The organism is Streptomyces sp. NBRC 110035, from assembly GCF_000829695.1.
Classification (GTDB): domain Bacteria; phylum Actinomycetota; class Actinomycetes; order Streptomycetales; family Streptomycetaceae; genus Streptomyces.
Genome location: NZ_BBNN01000026.1, coordinates 123256 through 147226, shown reverse-complemented (window position 1 = coordinate 147226; position 23971 = coordinate 123256). Strand labels below are relative to the sequence as shown.

21 protein-coding genes and 3 pseudogenes are annotated in these 23971 nt (G+C 71.2%); 14 read left to right on the top strand and 10 right to left on the bottom strand.

Features of this window, described 5'->3' with window-relative positions:
* Positions 1-304: 304 nt before the first annotated feature.
* From TU30_RS16810 to TU30_RS16800, 3 genes are all read left to right on the top strand, one after another.
* Positions 305-1300, top strand: coding sequence for a sporulation protein (locus tag TU30_RS16810; RefSeq protein WP_042170671.1), 996 nt, complete (start codon positions 305-307; stop codon positions 1298-1300).
* A gap of 221 nt (positions 1301-1521) precedes the next feature.
* Positions 1522-1788 carry a GlsB/YeaQ/YmgE family stress response membrane protein gene (locus TU30_RS16805; protein WP_042170669.1) on the top strand — a complete coding sequence of 89 codons (267 nt, stop codon included), beginning with the start codon at positions 1522-1524 and terminating at the stop codon, positions 1786-1788.
* Positions 1789-1869: 81 nt separating this feature from the next.
* The gene (locus tag TU30_RS16800) at positions 1870-2445 is read left to right on the top strand and encodes a TerD family protein (RefSeq protein WP_042170666.1); all 576 of its coding nucleotides are present in this window, start codon (positions 1870-1872) and stop codon (positions 2443-2445) included.
* Positions 2446-2530: 85 nt separating this feature from the next.
* Here TU30_RS16800 and TU30_RS16795 read toward each other — a convergent pair.
* The 3 genes and pseudogenes from TU30_RS16795 to TU30_RS16785 all read right to left on the bottom strand — a co-directional run.
* Positions 2531-3101 (bottom strand): annotated as a pseudogene (locus tag TU30_RS16795) (GNAT family N-acetyltransferase); the annotation flags it as partial.
* Between the two features lie 105 nt (positions 3102-3206).
* Positions 3207-3945, bottom strand: a pseudogene (locus TU30_RS16790) (methyltransferase domain-containing protein); the annotation flags it as partial.
* A gap of 4 nt (positions 3946-3949) precedes the next feature.
* Complete coding sequence (locus TU30_RS16785; RefSeq protein WP_078878323.1) at positions 3950-5026, bottom strand: YafY family protein; 1077 nt, start codon at positions 5024-5026, stop codon at positions 3950-3952.
* 580 nt (positions 5027-5606) lie between these two features.
* Here TU30_RS16785 and TU30_RS16780 point away from each other — a divergent pair.
* The 7 genes from TU30_RS16780 (at position 5607) to TU30_RS16750 (ending at position 11415) form a co-directional block, all read left to right on the top strand.
* Positions 5607-6701: a winged helix DNA-binding domain-containing protein gene (locus TU30_RS16780; protein WP_042170664.1), complete on the top strand. Its 1095-nt coding sequence runs from the start codon at positions 5607-5609 to the stop codon at positions 6699-6701.
* Between the two features lie 378 nt (positions 6702-7079).
* Positions 7080-8285 carry an ATP-binding protein gene (locus TU30_RS16775; protein ID WP_176726259.1) on the top strand — a complete coding sequence of 402 codons (1206 nt, stop codon included), beginning with the start codon at positions 7080-7082 and terminating at the stop codon, positions 8283-8285.
* Positions 8282-8683, top strand: a complete 402-nt coding sequence (locus TU30_RS16770) for a roadblock/LC7 domain-containing protein (RefSeq protein ID WP_042170662.1) — start codon at positions 8282-8284, stop codon at positions 8681-8683. The genes TU30_RS16775 and TU30_RS16770 overlap by 4 nt, the downstream gene beginning before the upstream one ends.
* On the top strand, positions 8680-9054 hold the full coding sequence (locus TU30_RS16765) for a DUF742 domain-containing protein (protein WP_042170660.1): 375 nt from the start codon (positions 8680-8682) through the stop codon (positions 9052-9054). The genes TU30_RS16770 and TU30_RS16765 overlap by 4 nt, the downstream gene beginning before the upstream one ends.
* Positions 9029-9631 (top strand): ATP/GTP-binding protein, encoded by a 603-nt coding sequence (locus TU30_RS16760; RefSeq protein WP_042170657.1) that lies wholly within the window; start codon positions 9029-9031, stop codon positions 9629-9631. The genes TU30_RS16765 and TU30_RS16760 overlap by 26 nt, the downstream gene beginning before the upstream one ends.
* 101 nt (positions 9632-9732) lie before the next feature.
* On the top strand, positions 9733-11034 hold the full coding sequence (locus tag TU30_RS16755; RefSeq protein WP_042170654.1) for a cytochrome P450: 1302 nt from the start codon (positions 9733-9735) through the stop codon (positions 11032-11034).
* Between the two features lie 36 nt (positions 11035-11070).
* The gene (locus TU30_RS16750; protein WP_141713768.1) at positions 11071-11415 is read left to right on the top strand and encodes a hypothetical protein; all 345 of its coding nucleotides are present in this window, start codon (positions 11071-11073) and stop codon (positions 11413-11415) included.
* 34 nt (positions 11416-11449) lie between these two features.
* On the opposite strand, the gene TU30_RS16745 is transcribed toward TU30_RS16750, so the two are convergent.
* Positions 11450-11857 carry a RidA family protein gene (locus TU30_RS16745; protein WP_042170650.1) on the bottom strand — a complete coding sequence of 136 codons (408 nt, stop codon included), beginning with the start codon at positions 11855-11857 and terminating at the stop codon, positions 11450-11452.
* 302 nt (positions 11858-12159) lie between these two features.
* Here TU30_RS16745 and TU30_RS16740 point away from each other — a divergent pair, with 302 nt between their 5' ends.
* Positions 12160-13092, top strand: a complete 933-nt coding sequence (locus tag TU30_RS16740; protein ID WP_107068480.1) for an endonuclease/exonuclease/phosphatase family protein — start codon at positions 12160-12162, stop codon at positions 13090-13092.
* A 225-nt stretch (positions 13093-13317) separates the two neighbouring features.
* Here the strand turns inward: TU30_RS16740 and TU30_RS33210 are convergent.
* A pseudogene (locus TU30_RS33210) lies at positions 13318-14567 on the bottom strand (IS110 family transposase).
* Positions 14568-14869: 302 nt separating this feature from the next.
* The gene (locus TU30_RS16725; RefSeq protein WP_042170645.1) at positions 14870-15070 is read right to left on the bottom strand and encodes a hypothetical protein; all 201 of its coding nucleotides are present in this window, start codon (positions 15068-15070) and stop codon (positions 14870-14872) included.
* 277 nt (positions 15071-15347) lie between these two features.
* Between TU30_RS16725 and TU30_RS16720 the strand changes: the two genes are divergently transcribed.
* Entirely contained in the window at positions 15348-15833 is a 486-nt protein-coding gene (locus TU30_RS16720; protein ID WP_042170642.1) for a hypothetical protein, read from the top strand.
* A gap of 243 nt (positions 15834-16076) precedes the next feature.
* Positions 16077-16739: a CBS domain-containing protein gene (locus TU30_RS16715; protein WP_042170639.1), complete on the top strand. Its 663-nt coding sequence runs from the start codon at positions 16077-16079 to the stop codon at positions 16737-16739.
* Between the two features lie 102 nt (positions 16740-16841).
* On the opposite strand, the gene TU30_RS16710 is transcribed toward TU30_RS16715, so the two are convergent.
* The 4 genes from TU30_RS16710 to TU30_RS16695 are packed head-to-tail and all read right to left on the bottom strand — an operon-like array spanning position 16842 to position 21320.
* Complete coding sequence (locus tag TU30_RS16710) at positions 16842-18218, bottom strand: GH1 family beta-glucosidase (protein WP_042170789.1); 1377 nt, start codon at positions 18216-18218, stop codon at positions 16842-16844.
* Positions 18219-18250: 32 nt separating this feature from the next.
* Entirely contained in the window at positions 18251-19093 is an 843-nt protein-coding gene (locus tag TU30_RS16705; protein ID WP_042170787.1) for a carbohydrate ABC transporter permease, read from the bottom strand.
* A 5-nt stretch (positions 19094-19098) separates the two neighbouring features.
* On the bottom strand, positions 19099-20049 hold the full coding sequence (locus tag TU30_RS16700) for a carbohydrate ABC transporter permease (RefSeq protein WP_042170636.1): 951 nt from the start codon (positions 20047-20049) through the stop codon (positions 19099-19101).
* The gene (locus tag TU30_RS16695) at positions 20046-21320 is read right to left on the bottom strand and encodes a sugar ABC transporter substrate-binding protein (RefSeq protein WP_042170633.1); all 1275 of its coding nucleotides are present in this window, start codon (positions 21318-21320) and stop codon (positions 20046-20048) included. The genes TU30_RS16700 and TU30_RS16695 overlap by 4 nt, the downstream gene beginning before the upstream one ends.
* Positions 21321-21650: 330 nt before the next feature.
* Here TU30_RS16695 and yicI point away from each other — a divergent pair, with 330 nt between their 5' ends.
* On the top strand, positions 21651-23924 hold the full coding sequence (gene yicI, locus TU30_RS16690) for an alpha-xylosidase (protein ID WP_042170631.1): 2274 nt from the start codon (positions 21651-21653) through the stop codon (positions 23922-23924).
* Positions 23925-23971: the final 47 nt, after the last annotated feature.

Here is a 23971-nt window from a genome sequence, read left to right as displayed (position 1 = left end):
TGTGTAAGTGACACGAGAGCAACGACCCGGAGAACCGTAGCTGTGACCGACGTCCGGGTAAACCCGGCCCATGGACAACCGGCCCTCCCCTCGCGTGCGGTGGCGGCGAGGGGGATCCCGTCCGCACCGCAGACGCGGGTGCCCACTTTCGGCCATTCCCGCCGCGTCGGCAGCGGGTGCACGTCTGCCCGGACATCGCCGCCCTATGCTTCTACGTGCTTGTAGAAAGCTTGCGCCGTGCGTCCGCGAGGACGCGCGGCACTGTGTTTACGGAACACTCGCACGTGAAGGAGTGGACGCCCCGATGGTGTTCAAACGACTGCTCGGCTCGCTCGGCGTGGGCGGCCCCACGGTCGACACGGTCCTCGACCCCGGTGCGCCCCGGCCCGGAACCGCACTGACCGGACAGGTCCATCTCAAGGGTGGTGACGCCGACTTCGACATCGAGCACATCACGCTGGAGCTGGTGGCCCGGGTCGAGGCCGAGCACGAGGAGGGGGAGAGCGAGGGTGTCGTCGTCTTCGAGCGGTTCACCGTGGGCGGCGGCTTCCGGCTCGGCGCGGGCGAACTGCGGAGCGTCCCGTTCGCCGTGGCGCTGCCCTGGGAGACCCCCGTCACCGAGCTCCACGGCCAGAGCCTCGGTATCGTTCTGGGCGTGCGGACCGAGCTCGCCGTGGCGGGCGCCAAGGACAAGGGCGACCTGGACCAGCTGAGCGTCGGGCCGCTGCCCGCACAGGAAGCGATCCTCGAGGCGTTCGGCGGGCTCGGGTTCGGCTTCCGGTCCGCCGATCTCGAGTACGGCCGTATCGGCGGCACCGGCCAGCAACTGCCCTTCTACCAGGAGATCGAACTGACCCCGGGGGCGCAGTACGCCCACCAGGTCACCGAGATCGAGGTGACGTTCCTCGCCGGCCCCGGCGGTATGGAGGTCGTGCTGGAGGCGGACAAGCGTGGTGGGCTCTTCTCCTCCGGCCACGACGCGGTGAACCGGTTCACGGTCTCCCACGAGGGTGTCGAGCACCAGGACTGGACCGCGATCGTGGACGAGTGGATGCGCCGGCTCGTGGAGCACCGGGCTTCGTACGGTTCGCACGGCGCTCATGGGCACACCGGGTACCACGGGCACGACGAGCACCACCACGACGGCCACCGCTCCGGCCCCGGCATGGGGACGGTCGTCGCGGCGGGCGCGGCCGGGCTGGCCGTGGGGGTCGTCGGCGGCATGGTCGCGGCCGAGGTCGTCGACGAGGTCGGGGACTTCTTCGAGGGTGACGAGGAGGAGGCGGAGGACGAGGGCTGACCTCATCGGGGCGGGCCGGGCCCACCGGGGCCCGGCCCGCCCGGGCGTGTGCCGCACCCGGGCCCACGGGCGCGGCGCGAGGGCCACCGGGACCTCTCACCGGACGACACCCCACCCCACAGCTTCTACATAATTGTAGAGGTTAGGCTTGCCCGTGCACGGGCGCCTGCTGTGCCGCGTTGTCGGCCGGCAGGCGCGACGACACGACAAGGAGGGGCGTCATGGGCGTCATCGCATGGCTGGTGCTGGGACTGCTCGCAGGGGCGACAGCCAAGGCCGTCCTGCCCGGACGCGATCCGGGCGGACTCATCGGGACGACGGTCATCGGCGTCGCGGGGGCCTTCCTGGGCGGCTGGTTGTCGTCGCAGTTCCTGGACCGGCCTGTGCAGCGGGAGTTCTTCGACGCCGCCACCTGGGGCTCGGCCATCGTGGGCGCGCTTGTCCTGCTCATCGGCTACCGCGTCCTCTTCGGCAACTCACGCAGCTGAGCTTCGGCCGGGAACGGCCCCTCGATCGCGGACGACCGCGAACACTCGACATCACCGAGAACGACCGAGAAGGAGTACCCAGTGGGAGTTTCCCTTTCCAAGGGCGGCAACGTCTCTCTCAGCAAGGAGGCCCCGGGCCTGACCGCGGTCGTGATCGGCCTCGGCTGGGACGTCCGCACCACCACCGGCACCGACTACGACCTCGATGCCTCCGCGCTGCTGCTCAACGCCTCTGGCAGGGTGCCGTCCGACCAGCACTTCGTCTTCTACAACAACCTGAAGAGCCCGGACGGTTCGGTGGAGCACACCGGGGACAACCTCACCGGTGAGGGCGAGGGCGACGACGAGTCCGTCAAGGTGGACCTCGCCGGTGTCCCCGCCGAGGTCGACAAGATCGTGTTCCCGGTCTCGATCCATGACGCGGAGAGCCGGGGCCAGAGCTTCGGCCAGGTCCGCAACGCCTTCATCCGGGTCGTCAACCAGGCGAACAACCAGGAGATCGCCCGCTACGACCTCTCCGAGGACGCCTCCACCGAGACGGCGATGGTCTTCGGCGAGCTCTATCGCAACGGCGCCGAGTGGAAGTTCCGCGCCGTCGGCCAGGGATACGCCTCCGGGCTCGCCGGAATCGCCGCCGACTTCGGCGTCGGGGTCTGAGACCCGGCCGTCACGTCCGGCCGGGGTCACCCGGCCGGACCGGCCGCCGGGCCGGCCCCTTCGTGGCCGCTCCGGGTCCGCCCGGGCGCAGGTCGAGACGCATCAGGACCCGGGGGTGCCCGGCCAGTACCGAGGTGGTGTCGGCGGCATGGGTGAACCCGGCACGCTCGAAGTTCTTCCGGAGACCGGCGTACGCCATCGTGAGGTCGACCTTGGCGTCACCGTTGTCGAGGGGGTACGCCTCGATCACGGGTGCGCCCCGGGTGCGGGCGAACTCGACCGCACCGGCGATGAGGGCGTGCGAGATCCCCTGTGTGCGGTGGCCGGGGGCGGACCCGGATGCACCACAGCGACCACACCGGCAGGTCGTCGACGTGCGGGATCGTGCGGCTGCGAGCGAAGGACGTGGCCGAGCGCGGCGCCACCGCGGCCCAGCCGACCAGTACGTCACCGGCGGGGGCGAGCACCCCGGGCGGGGGCGACGTACGGCACAGCTCGGCGACGTACTCCCCGCGGGCCGGCCCCCGAAGCTCACGGTTGAGCTTGGACGGGATGCGGTAGTTCAGGCACCAGCAGACGTTGGCCGTAGGGGACTTGGGGCCGAGCACGGCATGGACGCCGTCGAAGTCGGAGGCGGGGCGCACATCGATGCTCATGGCACCACGATGTCACGCGGCGAGCACCACGGCCCGGCCGGAAACCCTTCGCGCGGGGCTGCCCCCGGGCTCGGTCGAGGGCTCGGCCGGGTGCGCGGGGGCGAGCGGCATGGGGGAGACCGACACGTGGGAGCGCGACTCGGCGGTGAAGGGGGCGCCGGTCCAGTCCGCGTGTCGGGTCTCCAGGTCGAAGCCGGCGAGCCGGGCCATGAGGTCGAGTTCGGCCGGCCAGATGTAGCGGTGCGGGGTGCGGTCCAGCCGCGCCTGCCGGGTCCCGTCGAACCGGAAGTGGTGCGACACCACCCGCTGGTGCAGGACGTCGTACGTGTCCAGGAGGATGTAGCCGGATTCGGACCGCATGACCGCGGCCGCCCGGCCCGGTGGGAGCCTGGAGCCTGCGCAGTTCCGGCACCCGGAGCTCGGCCACGAACCGGCCGCCGGGGACGGGGTGGCGGGCCGCGTTGCGGAAGCACTCGACCTGCTCGGCCTGGGTGAGCAGGTTGGCAACCGTGGGGTGGACCGGGTGGACGAGGCCGTACTCCCCCGGCGCGGCGGTGGTCGCCATGCCGCCGATGACCACCGGGATCGTCGCCTCGTCCGCCTTGGTGCGCAGCCGTTCCGCCATCGGGCGCGACAGCTCGATACCGGTGACGGGGACGCCTCGCTCGGCGAGGGGCACCGCCATCCTGCCGGTCCCGACGGCGAACTCGAGTGCCGCTCTGCCCTCGGCGAGCCGGGCGAGCCGGTCCACGGTCGGCCGCAGGGTTTCGGGCGCGAACATGCCGGTACCGGGTGTGTCGTAGCGCTGGGCGGCGTCGGCGTCCCAGAGGGCCTCCTGATTAATCCGGTCAACGCTCTTCTGCGGCCGGGGAGTTGTCCAACGAATTTCGGGGCGGGGTGGGTCCGCTGTGCGGTGCGGGGGGCACGGGGGTGGGCGGGAGGGCCGCACCCGCGGCTGTGTAGCGGCGGCCCAGGTGGGCGAAGGCCGCCTTGAGTTCGAGCGGGCCGACGACCTCGATGCCGGCGTCGAAGAGGCCGACGGTGGCGGCGAGGGCTGCCCATGACCATGCGCCCAGGGTGAGCCTGCAGCGGTCCGGGCCGAGTTCCTCGACGACTCCGTCGCGGGCGTAGCGGGACACCTCGGCGGCGGGCAGGTCGAGGATCACCTCACCGCGGCAGGGCCACTCCCCCGAGCCGTCGGAGCCCCGGAACCTGGCGGCGACGAAACGGGAGACCTCGCCTCCGGGCAGTTCGCGCGGCGTGAAGCGGGGGCCCGTGGGGGTACGTGGGGTGATCCGGTCCGCGCGGAAGGTGCGCCAGTCCTCGCGGTCGAGGTCCCAGGCGACGAGGTACCAGCGGCCGCCCCGGGTGACGAGATGGTGCGGTTCCACCCGGCGCGGCGGGGGCCCCGCAGGGTCCTGTCCGCCGTGTTCGGACGGGAAGGCGGGGGTGTAGTCGAAGCGCAGTACCTCCCGGGCCCGGACGGCGCCGCTGAGCGTCATGAGCACGCCGCTGTCGGCCTGGGGGGCAGAGCCGGCTCGCTCGACGGCGGTGACCTGGAGGGTGTCGACGCGGTGGCGGAGCCTGGCCGGCATCACCTGGCGGACGGTGTTCAGCGCGCGCGCCGCGGCCTCCTCTGTGCCGGCGCCGGTGGTGGCGGCGATCCGGAGGGCGACCGCGAGGGCGACGGCCTGCTCGTCGTCGAACAGCAGCGGTGGGAGGTCCGTGCCGGCGCCGAGCCGGTAACCGCCGTCGGGGCCCTTGACCGCCTCGACGGGATAGCCGAGCTCGCGCAGCCGGTCGACGTCGCGGCGCACGGTGCGCGGACTGACGCCCAGCCGGTCGGCCAGCAGTGGCCCCGGCCAGTCACGGCGCGCCTGGAGCAGGGAGAGCAGGGCCAGCAGTCGCGCCGATGTCTTTGGCATGGCGCCCATGGTGCCCCGAGTAGAGGTCACGTCCTGACCTCTACGGCTGTCACGGTGGTCCCGTACCGCAGGACGACGAGCACGACCCGAAAGGCTTCCTCGCCGTGACCACCACCCCTGTGCCGGCCACCACCACGGCCGGTACCGGCAGCGCCGCCACGGCCGCGGCCGCTCACCGGTCCGCCGACGCGGAGCGGGCCGGTCCGCTCGCCGCCCTCGCGTCCGCGCGCTGTGCCCGGGCGGGCCGGTCAAGCACTTCGCGTCCGTCGGGGAAGGGTGGATGCGCTTCGTGCCCGGAAGGCCCTCGGGGATGCGCCACGACCTGCCCGAGGGCGTCACCCGGCCCGATCCGCCGACGGCGCACCCGCTGCCCGGGCGCCGTGGAACGAGCCGGGAGCGGTGCGCAGTGTGCGCCGGGTACTGACGCACCTCGCCTCGGAGACGCCCCGGCACACCAGGCATACCGGGCGGGACGCTGGACGGGCGGACGCCGGGCTGACGGCCTCACCACGTTGTACGGAATCGAAGGGAACGGTGTCACCATGACGACACACGAACGGGCGCACCGCCGGGTGATCCGGTGACCGTGCTGGACGCCCGGGCGCTCAACCGCGCACTGCTCGCCCGCCAGCTGCTGCTCGACCGCGCCGACATGCCGGCGCTGGACGCGGTGGCACACCTCGGGGGTCTGCAGGCGCAGGAACCGCAGGAGCCGTTCGTCGGGCTCTGGTCGCGGTTGCGGGGGTTCGAGGCGCCCGCACTGTCGGACCTGCTGACCGGACGGGACGTGGTGCGGGCCCATCTGATGCGGCGGACGGTACATCTCGTCACGGCCGGCGACCTGCTGGCGTGGCGGGCCCGGCACGGCGCCATGCTGCGCCAGCGGGTGCTCGGCGTCTACCGCCGTGAGCTCGCCGGGGTCGATCTCGGTGAGCTCGAGTCGGCCGGCCGGGAGTTGATGTCCGACGGGGAGCCGCGTTCGATGGGCGGTCTGGCGCGGGAGCTCGCGGGGCGCTGGCCGGAGCCGGGGCCGCGTGCGCTGGGAGAGATGCTGCTCGCCGCCCTGATCCCGGTGGTGCAGTCGCCTCCGCGCGGGCTGTGGCGGACCAAGGGCGCGGTGCGCAACTTCCTGGTCTCCTCGTGGCTGGGCCGTGAGGTCGACCCGCTTCCCGCGGACGCGTCGGACCCCGTGGGCCGGGCGCTTGTACGGCGTTATCTGACGGCGTACGGCCCGGCGGCCACGGCCGATCTGCGCGCCTGGTCAGGTCTGGCCGGGCTGCCGGCCGCGGTCGCCGCGATGCGCGGGGAACTGGTGTCGTTCCGCGACGAGCGGGGCCGGGAGCTGCTGGACCTGCCCGGTCTGCCGCGCACCGACGCCGCGACGCCGGCCCCGGTGCGGTTCCTGCCGGCGTTCGACAACGCGATCCTCGGCTACCACGACCGGGGGCGCGTCATCGACGACGCGCACCGCGGCCTGTCGGTCTCCGGTGCCCGGGTGGTACTGGTCGACGGGCGGGCCGCCGCGACCTGGGAGTTCGAGGAGGGGACCGTGGTGGTCACCCCGCTGCACCGCTTGTCCCGGGTGGACCGGGCCGCGGTCGCCGAGGAGGGGAGCGCGCTCGCGTCGTTCCTCTCGGACCGGGACAGTGACCGCGTGCGGGTCGGCACGTTCTGATCGGCACGTGCCGGACGATTTGTCGCCCCGCGTTTCCACCAGCGTTTCCGCCAGGGTTTCGGCCCGGTTCACTCGGGATCCGATGGTATGCGTTCCGTGTCGGTGGCGTACGGAGGGCAGGCGTGTGAGGGTCTGGTGAGGGTCGCCAAGCGAGGCACGGGGCATGCATTTTGTGCATATGCAGCTGATAAGATCATCGGACTTTCAGTAGACTGACGGCGCGTCATGAACGCGTACGGGGGACAGTCTCTAAGGCCCCATCGCCAAGGATTGAGGTGTGGTCCGCCCGCGGGCCCGAGCCGTTCGACGGCCGGGTCGCTCAGTGCGGATCGGCGGACCTCCCGCATTCCCGGCGCGATGCGACTTGAAGAGAGTCTCATGACGTCATTGATCCGGGATCCACTGTTGTGGATCTTGCTGGTAGTGCTCATCGCTGCGTCGTTCGCAGTGATGAGGGCGCGGAGAACCAATCTGGCGCTCCGCAGAACGAGGAAGGACCTGGAAGCAAGCCTGGGGCAGACCCAAGGCCAGCTCGCCCAGCAGCAGGGGCAGATCACCGCGCTCAACGCGCGGCACCAGGGCGACCTCGCCGACGTCCGTGCGGATGCCGAGTCGTCGACCAAGGCCGTACTGAAGTCGGCGATGGGAACGCTGCAGTCCCTCGCCGAGGAGCAGCAGCTGCTGCTCGACGAGTTGTTGAAGAAGTACGGCAACGACACCGAGGTGCTCGCCGACCTCATGTCGGTGGACCACACCGGCAGCCAGTTCAGCCGACGGGCCAAGGGCATCTCCGTACTGTGCGGCGGATGGCTGGGCCGGCGCGACGGCGCGGCGACCGTGTACGACGTGGCGCGCAGCGCCCAGGGGCGCATCAAGGACTTCAACCGGGTCGGCATCCACGCCCAGGTCAGTGTCTCCGTCTCCACGAAGGCCGTCGAACCGGTGGCCGTCGTGCTGGCCGAGCTGCTGGACAACGCGACCACCTACAGCGCGCCGGGCACACCGGTCGAGGTCAACATCCAGGCCGTCCCGACGGGTGTGTGCTTCATCGTCGACGATGCCGGACTGGGCATGGACCAGGAGACCAAGGACCGGGCGGCGGCGTTGCTGTCTCCCGAGGGCGCGGTCGACATCACGAGCCTGGGCGATCCGCCCCGGTTCGGGTTCGCGGTGTGCGGCATGCTCGCGGCGCGGTACGGCTTCGCCGTCTCCGTGGGCTCGGTGTCCCCCTACGGCGGAGTGCGTGCAGTGATCCGTGTACCGGAAAGTCTCCTTGCCGCCGAGGCGCCCGCACCTGCCGAGCCCGTCCAGGAGCCCTCCGGGGAGGAGGCCGCCCCGCAGCGGCTCGCTCCCGTGCCGGTGGGGCCCTCCCATGTGGTGGGCAAGACCAACGGAGGACTTCCCAAGCGGCGCCGGCGGCAGGGCCCCATCTCGGTGGTGCCCTCGCCGGACGCCACGGCCGCTGCCGGCGAACCCACGTCCGAGCAGGCCAGCGAGGTGACCGCGTCGCGCCTCGGCGCGTTCGCCCGCGGTACCCAGCTCGGTCGGATCACGAACACCATGGAAGGACCTGATCAGCAGTGAACACCGACCTGTCGTGGGTGCTGAACGACGTGCTCGAGGTGCGCGGTGCCCGTCACGCCGTCCTCGTCTCGGGTGACGGCCTGCTGCTGCAGCGTTCGGACGACATCTCGCGCGACGACGCGGAGACGAACGCTGCGGCGATGAGTTCCATGCAGTCCCTCAGCCGCGCGGTCTCCGGCTTCGTCGGTTCGGGCAACGGCGTCTGGAAGCAGACACTGCTCGAGTACGACGGTGGCTGGATCTTCCTGAGCGCCGCCGGGCAGGGCGCCTACCTGGCCGTCTCGGCGGCTCCCGACGTCGACATGGAAGCCGTGTCGTTCCGTATGCAGAAGACGGTGGTGGCGCTCAGCAAGGCGATGAGCGTCGCACCACGCTCGGACCACGGTGGCGGCTCATGACGGCTCCCGGCGAGGAGGAGTCCGTCTCCAGCGACTTCGTCCGCTCCTACGTCATCACCGGGGGCCGGAGCCTGCCGTCCTCGGACGATCTTGCACTGCACACCCTCGTCACGCTGGCTCCCGAGCGGACTCCTCCGCTCGGGGCCGGGCCCGAAGTGACGGCGATCTGGGACCTGTGCGCGGGGGGCTACCTGTCGGTGGCCGAGGTGGCCGGCCACCTCGGACTGCCGGTCGGGGTGGCCCGCCTGCTGCTGACCGACCTGTGCGAGCAGGGGCACCTGCTCCACCGCGCCGAGCCGCCCCGGGCCCAGAACGTTGACAGAGCGACCCTCGAGAAGGTTCTGCATGGACTCCAATCCCTCATCAGCTGAGACGGCCCAGGGCTCCATCTACGTCTCCAGCGCGGTGACCAACGCCGCCAAGATCCTCGTCGTCGGGCATTTCGCCGTGGGCAAGACGACACTCATCGGTTCGCTGTCGGAGATCACTCCGCTGCGCACCGAGGAGAAGATGACCCAGGCCTCCGTGCACGTCGACGACCTGCGGGGCGTGACGGACAAGACCACCACCACGGTCGCCCTGGACTTCGGCCGTCTCACGCTGAGCGAAGACCTGGTGCTGTACCTCTTCGGCACACCGGGACAGCAGCGCTTCATGCAGCTGTGGGAGGACATGGCCCGCGGTGCGCTGGGAGCGCTGCTGCTGGTCGACCCCGCGCGGCTGGAGGAGACGTTCCCCGTCATCGACCTGGTCGAGGGGTACGGCCTGGAGTACGCCATCGCCGTCAACACCTTCAACCCGTCCGACACCTACGGCGAGGCGGAGGTGCGTGAGGCGCTCGACCTGCTCCCGGACACCCCCGTCGTCTACTGCGACGCCCGCGACCAGCGGTCCTCCGCGCAGGCGCTGATCGCGCTCGTCCGGCATCTGCTCGAGCGTACGGCCTGACGGCTGCGCCCACCCCGCCCGGGAGCGGCCGTTCCCGGTTCACCAAGGAAGACTTCATGGATCTTCAGCAGACATCTGCGCCCACGGGCAGCAGATGCCCCATGCACGACGCCTCGTTCGCCGCCGATCCGCAGGCGCTCTACGACCGGTTGCGGGCCCATGCTCCGGCCGGTCCGGTCGAGCTCGCCCCGGGCGCGGACGCCACTTTGGTCGTGGGGCACGAGATGGCGCTGCGCGTCCTGCAGAACACCGAGCTCTTCGCCCGGGACGCCCGCCGCTGGAAGGCGTTGAACGAGGGACGCATCGGGATGGACAACCCGGTGCTGCCGATGATGGCGTACCGGCCGAACTGCCTGTTCACCGACGGTGCGGTGCACCTGCGGCTGCGCAAGGCGGTCACCGACAGCCTGGCCCGGCTCAACATCACCCGGGTCCGCCGCGACGTGGAGCCGATCGCCGACTACCTGCTCGACCAGTTCAGCGAGCGGGGCCGTGCCGACCTGCTCAACGACTACGCCAAGCTGCTGCCGCTGCTGCTGTTCAACAAGCTGTTCGGCTGCCCCGCGGACATCGGTGACACCCTCACCACCGCGATGTCGGCGATCTTCGACGGCAAGGACGCCCTGCGCGCCAACGAGGACCTCACCGCCTGCCTCATGGAGCTGATCGCCCGCAAGCGACGCCAGCCGGGCGACGACGTCACCTCGTGGCTGATCCAGCACCCGGCCGGGCTGACCGACGAGGAGCTCAAGGACCAGTTGGTCGTCCTGATGGGCGCCGGAGTGGAACCCGAGCGCAATCTGATCAGCAACGCCCTGTTGCTGCTGCTGTCCGGCGCGGGCGGCCGGCAGAGCGGCATGATGATCGAGGAAGCCCTCGACCACGTGCTGTGGAACGAGACGCCGATCGCCAACTACGCGACCCACTACCCGGTCCAGGACGTCGACCTGGGCGGCCATGTGGTGGAGGCCAACACCCCGGTCGTCATCTCCTTCGCCGGTGCCAACAGCGACCCCGCGCTCGCCGAGGCCCGCCGCACGCACAGCAAGGGCGCGCACCTGGCGTGGGGGGCAGGACCGCACGCCTGCCCCGCCAAGGACCCGGCGACGGTGATCGCGACCACCGCGATCGAGCGGCTGCTCAACGCGCTGCCCGACCTGGCGCTGGCCGTACCGCAGGCGGAACTGCGGTGGCGGCCGGGGCCGTTCCACCGGGCGCTGGTGGCACTGCCCGTGACCTTCAGCCCGTCACCGGCCACACGCATGGCGGCGGCTCTGCAGAGCCGTGCCTCGGTGCCCGGTGCGGAGCAGCCCCGGGCCGTGGCGCCGTCCGCCCCGGCCCGGCAGGAGTCGGGACGGAAGAAGGGGTTCTGGAGCAGTTTCCTCGATGTCTTCCGCGTCTGACGCACGGCATGTGACAGCGGCAGCACTCCGGAGCGCATGACGGAGGAGGGTGGGAGGGAGGTTCCGGCGGGATCGGCAGCGCCCGGCCAAAAGGGCTCCGCGTCACCGCTGTGGGCGGCATACGTGGCACCGGCCGGCATCCCCGGCGCCACGGCCGCCGACCGTCGAGCCGTCGTCCCCTCCTCCGTCGGCTGGCGCCGGCGGGGGGCGGACAGTCCTCTTGCCCTCCGCTCGGAGCCGCGCGGCAAGAACCGGCTCGCCCCCGGCCTCGCCCGGCGGCGGCGCCAGGCCGGCCGGGAACGCCGGGAGGACCCGGCCACCCGCGGGACGACCGGGACACTCGTCCGGCTCAACGCGCCCGTGGGCCGTGGCTGTTCCTGACGTCCCGGGCCGCGGTCACGGAACGCGACGGGCCTCAGTCAAGGACCGCGACGGCCTCGATCTCGACCAGGTGGTCGGGGATGTCCAGTGCCTGTACGCCCACCAGCGTGGCCGGCGCCGCCGGGGTGGTTCCCAGCTTCCGTGCCGCGCGGGTGACGCCCTCCATGAACTGCGCCATCCTGTCGGGCGTCCAGTCGACGACGTAGGCGGTCAGTTTCGCGGCGTCGGCGAACGTGGCGCCGGCCGCGGCCAGGGCGGTGGCGACGTTGAGGTAGCACTGCTCCACCTGGGCAGCGAGGTCGCCCGCGCCGACGGTGACGCCGTCGGCGTCCCAGGAGACCTGCCCGGCGATGAAGACCGTCCTGGAACCGGACGCGATCGCCACCTGCCGGTAGACGTCGATCTCCGGGAGTCCCTCGGGGTTGATCAGGGTGATGGCCATACTGTTTGCCTCCTTGTGCTGTGAGCCCGCGGGCTCTCTGCTGCCGGGCCGGTGACAGCCCCGGCGGTCGGTCCTGGTCACCTGTGGTTACTCGGAAACCGTAGGAGAGTGGCCGCTGACATGGAAGAACGCACTTTTTGGTGACTGGGGAACCAGAAGGTGACCAAGCACGGAACCCGCGTACGCGGGAGCGCGTCCTGAAGGAAAGGATCATGTGGGCGGAGCGTCCGGGCAGTGGGGAGGAACGGGTGGGCGGCGGACGGTGGGGCGCGCGCGGCGGGTCGGTATGGACGCGGGGACGGATGGTCGCGGCGGCCGCGGTGCTGACGGCGGGGCTGCTGGTGTTCCACCGCGCGGTGCCCAACTCCGTGGGCCGGGCGGGCAGTCTGCTGGAGTCGTTCCTGCCCTGGCTGGGGGTGGTGGTCGTGGTGCTGCTCGCGGCGGCGCTGCTGCGGCGTTCGTCGACCGCGCTGTCCGCCCTGCTGCTGCCGGTGGCCGCCTGGACGTGTCTCTTCGGCGGTTTGTTCCTGCCCGAACCGCGGGCCGGCGCACGGGATCTGGTGGTGGTGCAGCACAACGTCAGTGACGAGAACACCGATCCGGCGGGCACTGCCCGCGCCCTGGCCGACGCCGGCGCCGACCTCATCGCGCTGGAGGAGCTGGTCCCGGCGGCACTGCCGGTCTACGAGCGGACACTCGCCCGGCGCTACCCGTACCACGAGGTCCGGGGCACCGTCGGCCTCTGGTCGAGACATCCGCTCAGCGGCGCCCGGCTGCTGGACATCAAGCCCCGGGGGATCACCGAGCCGTGGAGCCGCGGGCTGCGGGCCGTGGTCCGCAGCCCGCACGGGGACATCGCGGCCTACGTCGCGCACCTGCCCTCGGTCCGGGTCGGGCCGGGCGGCCTCGCCTCGGCCAACCGGGACGAGAGTGCCCGACTGCTGGGCCGGGCCCTCGACGCCGAGGAGCTGGAGCCGGTGATTCTTCTGGGTGACCTCAACGGCACCGTCGACGACCGCGGTCTGGCCCCGCTGACCTCTTCGATGAACGTGGCGGAACGCGGCTTCGCCCTCAGTTTCCCCGCCGCGCTGCCCCTGGCCCGCATCGACCAGGTGATGGCCCGCTCGGCCGCCGTCCGTCACCTCCGCACCCTGCCCGAGACCGGCAGCGACCATCTGCCGGTTGCCGCGCGGATCACCCTCGACCGAAGCACCCGGCCGGAACGGCAGGCCTGACGCGGGTCCGGAAGACGGCGTTCCTGGCCGCCTCCTCGACCGGACCGAGCGCGAAGGCCTGACCGGCGGCGCCATCCCCGCCGCGGCCGCGGTACGTTTCCCGGCTGTTGGCCACGCCGGGCAGGTGTCGTCCGCTCACCCCGGCCACCACGCCTGGTCACACCGGGGGTGCCTCTATGTCCTTCGTCAAGGCTGCGGTGTCGGGTGTGTGACTGTTTGCCTTGGTCATGCGGCGAGGGTGACGGTAGGGGTTCGGGGCTCGTAGAAGGTGCCGTCGCGGAGCATGGCGAGCAGGACGCTGATGCGCTGGCGGGCGAGGCGGAGAAGGGCCTGGGTATGTGTCTTTCCGCGGGCGCGTTGCTTGTCGTAGTAGGTGCGGGAGGCGGGATCGGCGTTCATGCAGGCGAAGGCGGAGAGGAACATGGCACGTTTGAGCTGCCGGTTTCCGCCGTGTGGTGCGTGTTCGCCGTGGATCGAGGTTCCGGATTGTCTGGTGGCGGGGGCGAGGCCGGCGTAGGAGGCGAGGTGGGCGGCGGTGGGGAAGCTGGTGCCGTCGCCGGCGGTGGTCAGCAGGACAGCGGCGGTCCTGACGCCGACGCCGGGCATCGACGTCAGGACCTGGGAAAGAGGGTGGGCCTCCAGCAGGGCGTTGATCTGCGCTTCCAGGGCCCGGCGCTGTTCATGGACGGCGCCGAGCGAGCGGGCCAGGGAGGGCACGACGATGTCGAGGGTGCCGGTTCCCGGGACCACGACGGTCTGTTCGTCGAGGGCGTCGAAGACGTCGTCGATCAGCCGGGAGGCCATGCGCGGGGCCTTGGGCCGGATCATCTCGACGAGTCTGCGGCGGCCCGCCTTGCGCAGGGCGGCCGGGGAGCCGTGGCGCTCCAGCAGCCAGGTGACGGCCTGGTGGTCGAGAGGCGCGGGCCGAGGACGCGTTCCAGGCTGGGGTGGAACTGGGTGAGCAGGCCGCGTATCCGGTTGGAGGTGCGGGTGGCCTCGGCGGCGAGGTCCTGGTCGAAGCCGACGAGCACGGTCGGCTCGGCGGTGATCTCGTCGGTCGGCTCCAGGGTGCGCAGGGTGTGTGGCATGGTGCGGGCGGCGTCTGCGATCACCGCGGCGTCCTTGGCGTCGGTCTTGGCCTCTCCTGGGTAGAGGTCGGCGATCCGGCGCATGGCCGGGCCGGGCAGGTCGGCGATCCGGCGCATGGCCGGGCCGGGCAGGTAGGCGACCCGGCAGCCGGCATCCCGGGCCACGGTCAGCGGGAGGGCGCCGATCGAGGCGGGCTGGTCCACGATCACCAGCACGGTGCCGAATTTCGCGATCAGCTTGTCGAATACCGACCGCAGTTTCGGCTCGCTGTTGGGCATGGCCTTGTCGAGGACCTTCTTGCCGGCCGGGGTCAGTCCGTGCCCGTGATGGGCGCTCTTGCCGACGTCCATGCCGAGGAAGACGCCCACGCTGCTGGTGTCGAACATCGCACCCCTCCAAGGGAGTTGGCGGTGCCGGCCTCGGGCGGTGGTGTCGTACGCGCGCATCCACGTTATGCAGACCTGCCGCCCGCAAACTGTCCGGCATTGCGCCGGACCGGACGGTGGCCGGACCTCTCATCAGCGTCTCCGACGGCACCTCCCGGGCCCGGTGACACCACCCCCAGGTCATGCCTTCGACAGGGGGCAACAGTCATGCCGGGCCCGGAGGCCAGCGGCCCTCCTGCAGGACCGCGAAAAAGATAACGGGGCATCCGGACCCCGTGACGGCCCGGGTCCCGTCCGCGCGCTCAGCCCTGCGGTTCCTGCGGCCGGAGGTCCACCTCACGCAGGTTCTGGTCCTTGCGTTCGGTGCGGGTCTCCGTGCGGTGGCCGCGGGCGATGTAGTCCCGCACCACGACCTCGACGGCGTCCTGGGGCGACCCGACTCCGGCCAGCACCATGACTTCCACGACCAGCTCGGCGTCGAGCATGACGGTGACCTTGGCCATGAGCTCCCCCTGCCGATATCACCCGGGCTCCGCGTCGGCCCGGATCACCGCACTTTACAGGGGCCGGGTCGCCGTACCCGCCGGGCACGTGTGCCCGCACCCCCGCGCACACTCGTCGTTCCTCCCGGCTCTCCCGGCATTCGTCCGCTCTTCCCGAGGTCTTCCCCCCGGCGAGCCGCAGGCGCTGAACTGCAGGACGCGACCTGCGCCGGAACCACATGGGGACGGTGTTGTCGCCAAGTGGGAGCAGGGGCGCCGCGGACTCCTGGCCACCCCGATGGCCCTCGGCACGCCCGTGACGGGGCTGGTTCCCGCGTCCGGTGCCGTCGCGCAGGCCCGTGAGGTCGCCGCGTCCGACGCCGTCGGCCCGTTCATCGGCACCGGGCCGGACCCCGTGCAGAGCACGGGCGACAGCGCGTACGGGAACCTGGAGCACGGCCGCCGCCCTCGCCTCGGACGAGGTACGGGTCCGCGAGGCGGGCGGCGAAAAGCGCACGCCCGGCGTGACGACCGGGCCCGTCTGCGCGGTGGCCGTCCCGGGACCGAAGTACTACGAACTCGCCCCCAGGACGACGACGTGTGGACCCGCACCGGTGCGCCGCAGGTGGTCCGCGCCGGTCACCCCTCCGCCTCCGAGGAGATCGGGGTCAGGCGGGACCGGTTCCACTGCGAGGCCGTCGTCACGACCGAGTGGGACGACGGCACCACGTACGTGACGGAGAAGGGGGGCGAGGTGCCGCCCGCACCGTGGGCCGGCCGCTGAGGCACGGCGCGGGGCATCGGCCCGTGTTGCGTCCGGCTCCGTCCGGGTGGGCGCGGGCCGATGCCGTGCCGGGGCCCTGCTGCCCCGCACTCTCGGGGGGAAAGGGAGTCCGACGGGGCCGGAACGCGATCCTCCTGTTCCCGTTCGATGCCCCCGACCGGTGATGATGTCGGTGACGGCCGCGTGCGCACAGCGGTCGTCCGTCCGTCGGACCTGTGCCAGGAGCAGAGAGGAACCGCCACCATGAGCCACCAGAAGGTGCGCGATGTGATGAGTGACGCCGTCGTCCGTATCCAGGGCGGAACGCCGTTCAAGGAGATCGCGCACCTGCTGCTCGAGTACGACATCACCGCCGTCCCCGTGGTCGACGCCGAGGACCGTCCGGTGGGTGTGGTGTCGGAGGCGGATCTGCTGCACAAGATGTGGGGCCGTCAGGAGGGCGACGCCGGTGGGTCCGGTGGGGTGCCCCGGCCTGAGAAGGCGTGGGCCACCGACGCCGCCGGACTGATGACGTCACCCGCGCTGTGTGCCGCCGAGGACTGGAGCGTGGTGGACGCCGCCCGGGGGATGGCGCTGCACGGGATCAAGCGGCTGCTGGTGGTCGATGCGGCGGGCCGGCTGAGGGGTGTGGTGAGCAGGAGCGACCTGCTGCGCGTCTTCGTGCGCGAGGACCGGGCGATCCGTACGGAGATCGTCGAGGACGTGCTGGTGCGGGCGCTCGGCGAGGCTCCCTCGGCGGTCGAGGTGAATGTGACGCACGGTCACGTCCGACTCATCGGGCAGCTGTCGTCCCAGGCGATGGCAGAGGAGCTCGAGGAGCTGTGCCGCAATGTCGACGGCGTCGTCGACGTGGAGTTCCGTACGGTGCCCGAGGCCGGCGCCGACGGCCCGGCGCAGGCGGTCTGAGCACCGGAGGGCCGGGCACGGGCGGACCGACCGCGGCGCCGGGAGCCCGGGGAGGGGCCGTCGCCTGACGGGACGGCCCCTGTGCCCGTCGTGCGGGGCGGCTCAGGGGTGCTGTGCGGCGATCATCCGCCGGTACCAGTGATAGCTGTCCTTCGGGATGCGCCGCTGGGTGTCGTAGTCGACGCGGACGATGCCGAAGCGCTTGCCGTAGCCGTAGGCCCACTCGAAGTTGTCGAGCAGGGACCAGACGTAGTAGCCGCGTACGTCGACGCCCCGGTCGATGGCGGCGCGCAGGGCGGTGAGGTGGTCACGCAGATAGGCCACGCGGTCGTGGTCGTGGACGGCGCCGTCGGTGACCCGGTCGTCCTCGGCGGAGCCGTTCTCGGTGATGTGGACGGGCGGCAGGGCGGCACCGTACTGCTCCTTGAGGTCCACCAGCAGGTCGGTGAGGGTGCGGGGCACCACCGGCCAGCCCATCGCGGTGTGGCGGACACCGGGTGTCGGTGCCTCCTCGTACCGGTTGTCGGTGGCCACGCGCCGGGCGGGGTCGCTCTCGCGGTACGGGGCGTCGGCGACGGTGATGGGACGGTAGTAGTTGATGCCGAGGAAGTCCAGCGGCTGCGAGATCAGGTCCAGGTCGCCGTCGCGGCGGAACTCCTGGCCGGTGATCAGCTCGCCCCAGGTGTCCTGTTCGGTGCCGGGGTAGCGGCCGGCCAGGATGGGGTCGGTCCACGCCAGGTTGTGCAGGGTGTCGGCGCGGACGACGGCGGCCCGGTCGGCGGCGGAGTCGGTGGCGGGCAGGTGGTGGTCGAGGTTGAGGGTGATGCCGGCCTCGCGCACACCGGCCGCCCTCAGCGCCTGTACGGCGAGTCCGTGGGCGACCAGCAGATGGTGGGCGGCGGCCAGGGCGCCTCGGCCCTCGCGGGCGCCGGGTGCGTGGCGGCCGACGGAGTAGCCGAGGAAGGCGCTGCACCACGGTTCGTTGAGGGTGATCCAGCGCGGTACGCGGTCGCCCAGCCGGTCGGCGACGGCGGCGGTGTACTCGGCGAACCGCTCGGCGGTGTCGCGCACGCGCCAGCCGCCCCGGTCCTCGAGGGCCTGGGGGAGGTCCCAGTGGTAGAGGGTGGCGGCTGGTTCGATGCCGGCGGCCAGGAGTTCGTCGACCAGGCGCTCGTAGAAGTCCAGGCCCTTGGGGTTCACCGGTCCACTGCCGTCGGGCACGACGCGCGGCCAGGCGACGGAGAAGCGGTAGGAGCCGACGCCGAGGTCGCGCAGCAGGGCGACGTCCTCGGGGTAACGGTGGTAGTGGTCGCAGGCGGTGTCCCCGGTGTCGCCGCCCTCCACCAGGCCGGGGGTGTGGCTGTAGGTGTCCCAGATCGACGGGCCGCGGCCGTCCTCCCGGACAGCCCCCTCGATCTGGTAGGACGCGGTCGCGGCCCCGAGGACGAATCCGGGCGGGAAGCTCGGGAAGTCGGACATGTGCTGGGCGATCTCCTCGGTTCGTGCGGTGGTCACTTGACGGAGCCTCCGGTGATGCCGGCGGCGATGTACTTCTGGGCGAGGACGAGCAGGATCGCCGCGGGCACGGCGGAGAGCACGGACGCGGCCATCACCGAGCCCCAGTCGCCGACGTGGGCGCCGATGTACTGATAGATGCCCAGGGTGATCGGTTTGACGTCGTCGGTGGTGTTCAGGGTGAGCGCGAACATGAAGTCGCTCCACGAGAACAGGAAGGCGAACAGGCCGGAGGTGATCAGGGCGTTGCGGCTCATCGGCAGCGCCACGCGGACGAAGGTGCGCACCGGTCCGGCGCCGTCGATCTGCGCGGCCTCGACGACCTCGCCGGGGATGGACACCATGAAGGCGCGCATCAGCACGATGGCGAAGGGGATGCCGAGTGAGGCGTCGGCGAGCATGAGCCCGAAGTGGGAGTTGACCAGGCCGAGGTCGACGTAGGAACTGTAGAGCGCGTTGGCGATGACGATGCCCGGGACCATCTGGGTGATGAGGGTGCCGAACACGATGGTGCGGGTGCCGCGCAGCCCGAAGCGGGCCAGCCCGTAGGCGGCGGGGGCGGAGACGGCGAGGCAGATGGCGACGGCGCCCAGGGAGACCACCAGTGAGGTGAGCAGGTGTCCGCCCTGGTCACTGATGGCCTTCGAGAATCCGGACAGGTCCAGGCTGCCGGGAACCGGGGCGACCTGGAGCAGTCCGGACTCGGGCTGGAGTGCCGTGTTGAGCATCCAGTAGAGCGGGAAGAGCATGACGCCCAGGACGAGCAGGCCCGCCACGGTGGAGCCCAGGCGGCGTCCCCGTACGCGTGGTGCGGCGGGGGCGGGTGTGTGAGCGGCCATGTCGGTCACTTCCCGTCGGTGCGGTTGGCCCGCAGGTAGAACACGGCGAACGCCGCGGAGATGAGGATGAGGACGTTGCCGACGACCGCGCCCGCTCCGAAGTCGAGCTGGACGAAGGAGTTCTGGTAGGTGAGCGTGCCCAGGGTCTGGGTGGCGTCGGCGGGGCCGCCGTCGGTGAGGGCGAGGATGAGGTCGAGGATCTTCACTGTCGACATGAAGCCGAGGACGAGGACGACCGTGATCACCGGCTTGAGCATGGGCAGGGTGACGGAGCGGAAGGTGCGCCAGGCCGAGGCACCGTCCAGGGAGGCCGCCTCGTACAGCTCTCTCGGTATCTCCTGGAGGCCGCCGTACAGGATGACCATGTTGAACGGGATACCGATCCAGATGTTGACCAGGACCACCGACAGCAGGGCCATGTCGGGGCTGGTCAGCCACGGGGTGTCGCCGGCGAGGCCGAGGGCGCCCAGGAAGGTGTTGAGTACGCCGGTGTCCTGGTCGAGGATGCGGCGCCAGACGATGCCGGACACCACCATGGGAACCAGCCAGGGCAGCAGGATCAGCGACCGCAGGACGCCGTTCAGGGGGAACCTGCGGCTGAAGAAGACGGCGAGTGCGAGCCCGATGCAGAACTGGCCGAGCAGGGAGCCGGCGGTGAAGACGAGGGTGTGCCACAGGGCCTTGCCGAAGAGGGCGTCCTGGAGGACGGCCGACCAGTTGTCGGTGCCGTTGAAGGGCGCCTCCGAGGTGAAGAACGTCTTCGGCGTGTAGTGCTGGAAGCTCATCACGACGTTGCGGACGAGCGGGTAGCCGAAGAAGAGCAGCATGAAGACGACGGCGGGGGCGATGAAGCCCCACTGGGCGAGCCGGCGCCGGCGGCGCAGCCGGGCCGGGTCCGGGGCGGCCTTCCCGGGCGCCTTCGCCGGGGCCGCGGCGGTGACGGTGGACGTGGTCATGGGCGCGTACCTCGGTTCCCGCTCGTGGCGCGCTGCTGGGCGCGCTTCAGGGCGGCCTCGCTGGACTGGCCGGTCAGGGCGGACTGGAAGGCGCTCTGCAGCGCGAGGGAGGCCGAGGACCAGCCGGCGCCGAGCTTGCCGGTGCGGGAGCGGGCCTCGGCGACCTGGTCGGCCAGTGCGTCGAGTTCGGGCACGCGTTCACGCCAGACGGCGGCGGCCTTCTCGTTGGCCGGGACCATCCAGCTGTTCAGGGCGTAGGTGAGCTGTTCCTTCTCACCGGCGAGGCAGGCGACGATGCGGCCGGCCGTCCTCTCGCGGTCCTCGTCACCGGTTTTCGGCACGGTGAGCACCGCGCCGCCGAGCGGTCCCACCGAGGCGTCGCCGGCCTGCGGAACGGGGATCTGGGCGATGCCCCAGTCGAGGGACTCGTCGGTGTTGAGGGTCTCGACCTGCCATGGACCGTTGATCATCATGGCGGCGTTGCCGGCCATGAACTGGTCGTTGACGTCGGCCTGGGTCCAGTTGACGGTGGACCTGGACAGCGAACCGTCCTGGAGCAGCGCCTTCCAGTAGTCGAGTGCCTCGACGACCTGCGGGCTGTCCAGCTCGGTCTCGTCGCCTCCGTTGGACCACATGAACGGGGTGAACTGGAAGACGCCGTCCTCGGCGCCGCCCGCGCTGAGCGCCAGGCCGTAGCGCCTGCCCTCGGTGAGCTGTTCGGCCGTGTCGCGCAGTTCGTCCCAGGTGGTGGGTACCTCGATGCCGGCCCGGTCCAGGATGTCCTTGTTGTAGAAGAGGGCCAGGGTGTTCACGGAGCGGGCCGCGCCGTAGTACGTGCCCCGGTAGGAGCCGAACTCGACGATGCCCTCGGGGATCTCGTCGGTTTCGAGGCCGAGGGTGCGCAGGTCGACGAGTCCGCCCGCCTCGGCGAAGGTCGGCATCTCGGAGGCGTCGAACTGCACGATGTCCGGCAGCGACTTCGACGAGGCCATGCGCAGCGCCTTCGTCATCACCTGCGCGGCGGGAACGCTCTGCTGCTCGATGCGGATGCCGAGCTGCTTGCCGCAGCGGGCCATCGCCTCGGCGTCCCAGCGGTGGTAGGACTCGTCGGTCGAGGAGTTCATCACGGTGTACACGTCGCTGTCCCGTTGCTGTGCGCAGCCGGTGAGTGCCGCCCCGGTGACCAGGACGGCGACGGCGGCGAGGGACGTGACGGCTCTGCGCGGGCGGCGGGGCCCGCTCTGTGCGGCGACCGGGGGATGTGCTGTCACGGTGGGTGCCCTTGGGTGGGACCGGCTCGGCGTTGGCCGACCCGGCGGCTCGTGGGAGGAGTGGGCCAGAGAGGGATTCCGGGGCGGCGAGGCAACTGGTGAAGCGCTTCGACGATTAGGCGGTCCCGCTCATGGGAAACTCGGCTCCGAGGTCGGGTGCAATTTGTTTTGCCTGATTACTAATACGTCAGCGGAAGCCGGTCGCGCTAGCCCCCCAGCAAGGCGATCCGTGTGCACCAGGGCGTGACAGGAACCCCCGAACCTGTCATAGTTCCTGGTCAAATACCGCTTCCTTCCCCGCCATCGCTCTCTCCCCCTCCGAGGAAGATCATGAAGTTCACCGACGGCTTCTGGCGCATCCGCGACGGCGTCCAGATCTCGTACGCCACCGAGGTGCGCGAGGTGCGCCCCGAATCGAAGCGCTTCACCACGTACGCCTCCATACGGAAGGTGGCGCGGAGGGGCGACACCCTGAACGCGCCGCTCGTCACGGTGGAGTGCTTCTCCCCCGCCGAGGGTGTCATCGGTGTCCGCGTCACGCATCACGCGGGCAAGCGGCGGCCGGGGCCCGACTTCGCCCTGGTCGGCGACGCCGACGGCGCCGGGACGGTACGCCAGGACGGTCCGGTCACCGAGCTGACCAGCGGTCCGCTGACGCTCCGCCTCGACGGGTCGGGCCCCTTCGCACTCGCCTTCCGGGACGCGGACGGGCGCGAGCTGACCCGTGCGGACGCCAGGAACACGGCCTTCGTCACCACCGGGCACGGGGAGCGGCACCACATGCTGACCCGGCTGGCACTGGGTGTCGGGGAGCAGGTCTACGGCCTCGGCGAGCGCTTCACCCCGTTCGTCAAGAACGGCCAGACGGTCGACGTGTGGCAGGCCGACGGCGGCACGAGCAGTGAGCAGTCCTACAAAAATATCCCGTTCTACCTGTCGTCCCGCGGTTACGGCGTCTTCGTCAACCATCCCGGTGCGGTGTCCTTCGAGGTCGGCTCGGAGTCGGTCGGCCAGGTGCAGTTCAGCGTCGAGGACCAGTCGCTGGAGTACTACGTCGTCGCCGGCCCCACCCCGAAGGACGTCCTCACCCGTTACACGGCCCTCACCGGCCGTCCCGCCCTGCCGCCCGCCTGGTCGTTCGGCCTGTGGCTCAGCACCTCGTTCACCACGTCGTACGACGAGGCGACGGTGACGTCGTTCGTGGACGGCATGGCCGAACGCGGTATCCCTCTCACGGTGTTCCACTTCGACTGCTTCTGGATGCGTGAGTACCAGTGGTGCGACTTCCAGTGGGATCCCGACGTGTTCCCCGACCCGGACGGCATGCTGGCCCGGCTCAAGGAGAAGGGGCTGCGGATCAGCGCCTGGATCAACCCGTACATCGCCCAGAAGTCGCCGCTCTTCGACGAGGCCGCCGCCCTCGGGCACCTGGTGCGCCGGGCCGACGGCGACGTGTGGCAGTGGGACCTGTGGCAGGCCGGCATGGGGCTGGTCGACTTCACCAGTCCCGAGGCGCGGGCCTGGTTCCAGTCGAAGCTGAAGCCCCTGCTCGACCAGGGAGTGGACTGCTTCAAGACGGACTTCGGCGAGCGCATTCCCACCGACGTTCTCTGGCACGACGGCTCGGACCCCGAGCGGATGCACAACTACTACACCCAGCTCTACAACCGGACGGTGTTCGAGCTTCTGGAGAAGGAGCGCGGGCAGGGTGAGGCCGTGCTCTTCGCACGGTCCGCGACCGCGGGCGGGCAGCAGTTCCCGGTGCACTGGGGCGGCGACTGCTGGTCGTCCTTCGAGGCGATGGCCGAGTCGCTGAGGGGCGGGCTGTCGCTGTCGCTGAGCGGGTTCGGTTTCTGGAGCCACGACATCGGCGGTTTCGAGGGCACGCCGGACCCCTCGGTGTTCAAGCGCTGGCTCGCCTTCGGCCTGCTGTCCTCGCACAGCCGGCTGCACGGTTCCACGTCGTACCGCGTGCCGTGGGAGTTCGGCGACGAGGCGGTGGACGTCGCCCGGCGGTTCACCCTGCTCAAGCACCGGCTGATGCCCTACCTGTACGGTGCCGCCGTCGAGGCGCACGACACCGGGGTGCCGATGATGCGGCCGATGGTGCTGGAGTTCTGGGACGATCCGTCGTGCCGTCAGCTGGACCGTCAGTACATGCTGGGCCCCGACCTGCTGGTCGCCCCCGTGTTCGACACGGACGGGGAGGTGGAGGTCCACCTGCCGAAGGGCACCTGGACCCACCTGCTGAGCGGCGAGAGGGTCACCGGCCCGTGCTGGCGCACCGAGCGGCACGGCTACGACAGCCTGCCGCTGTATGTCCGGGAGGGCGCCGTGCTGCCGCTGGCCGGGGACGACACGCGGCCCGACGGCGACTGGCTGGACGCGCCGGTACTTCTCGTCCACCCTCCTGCCTCGCCCGACTACGAGGCCGAGGTCACCGTGCCCGACACGACGGGTGCGCGGGCGGCGGGCTTCCGGGTGGTGCGGGACGGCGACGTGCTGCGGGTCACCGCGTCGGGCACCGAGCGGCCGTTCACGGTGCGGGTCGCGGGCGGGGCCCAGGCCCGGGGGGCGGGCGAGGTGACGGTACCGCTGGGGTGACCGGGGCCGGGGTCATGCATGGCCTGCGGGAAGGCGGTGGGCGGCCG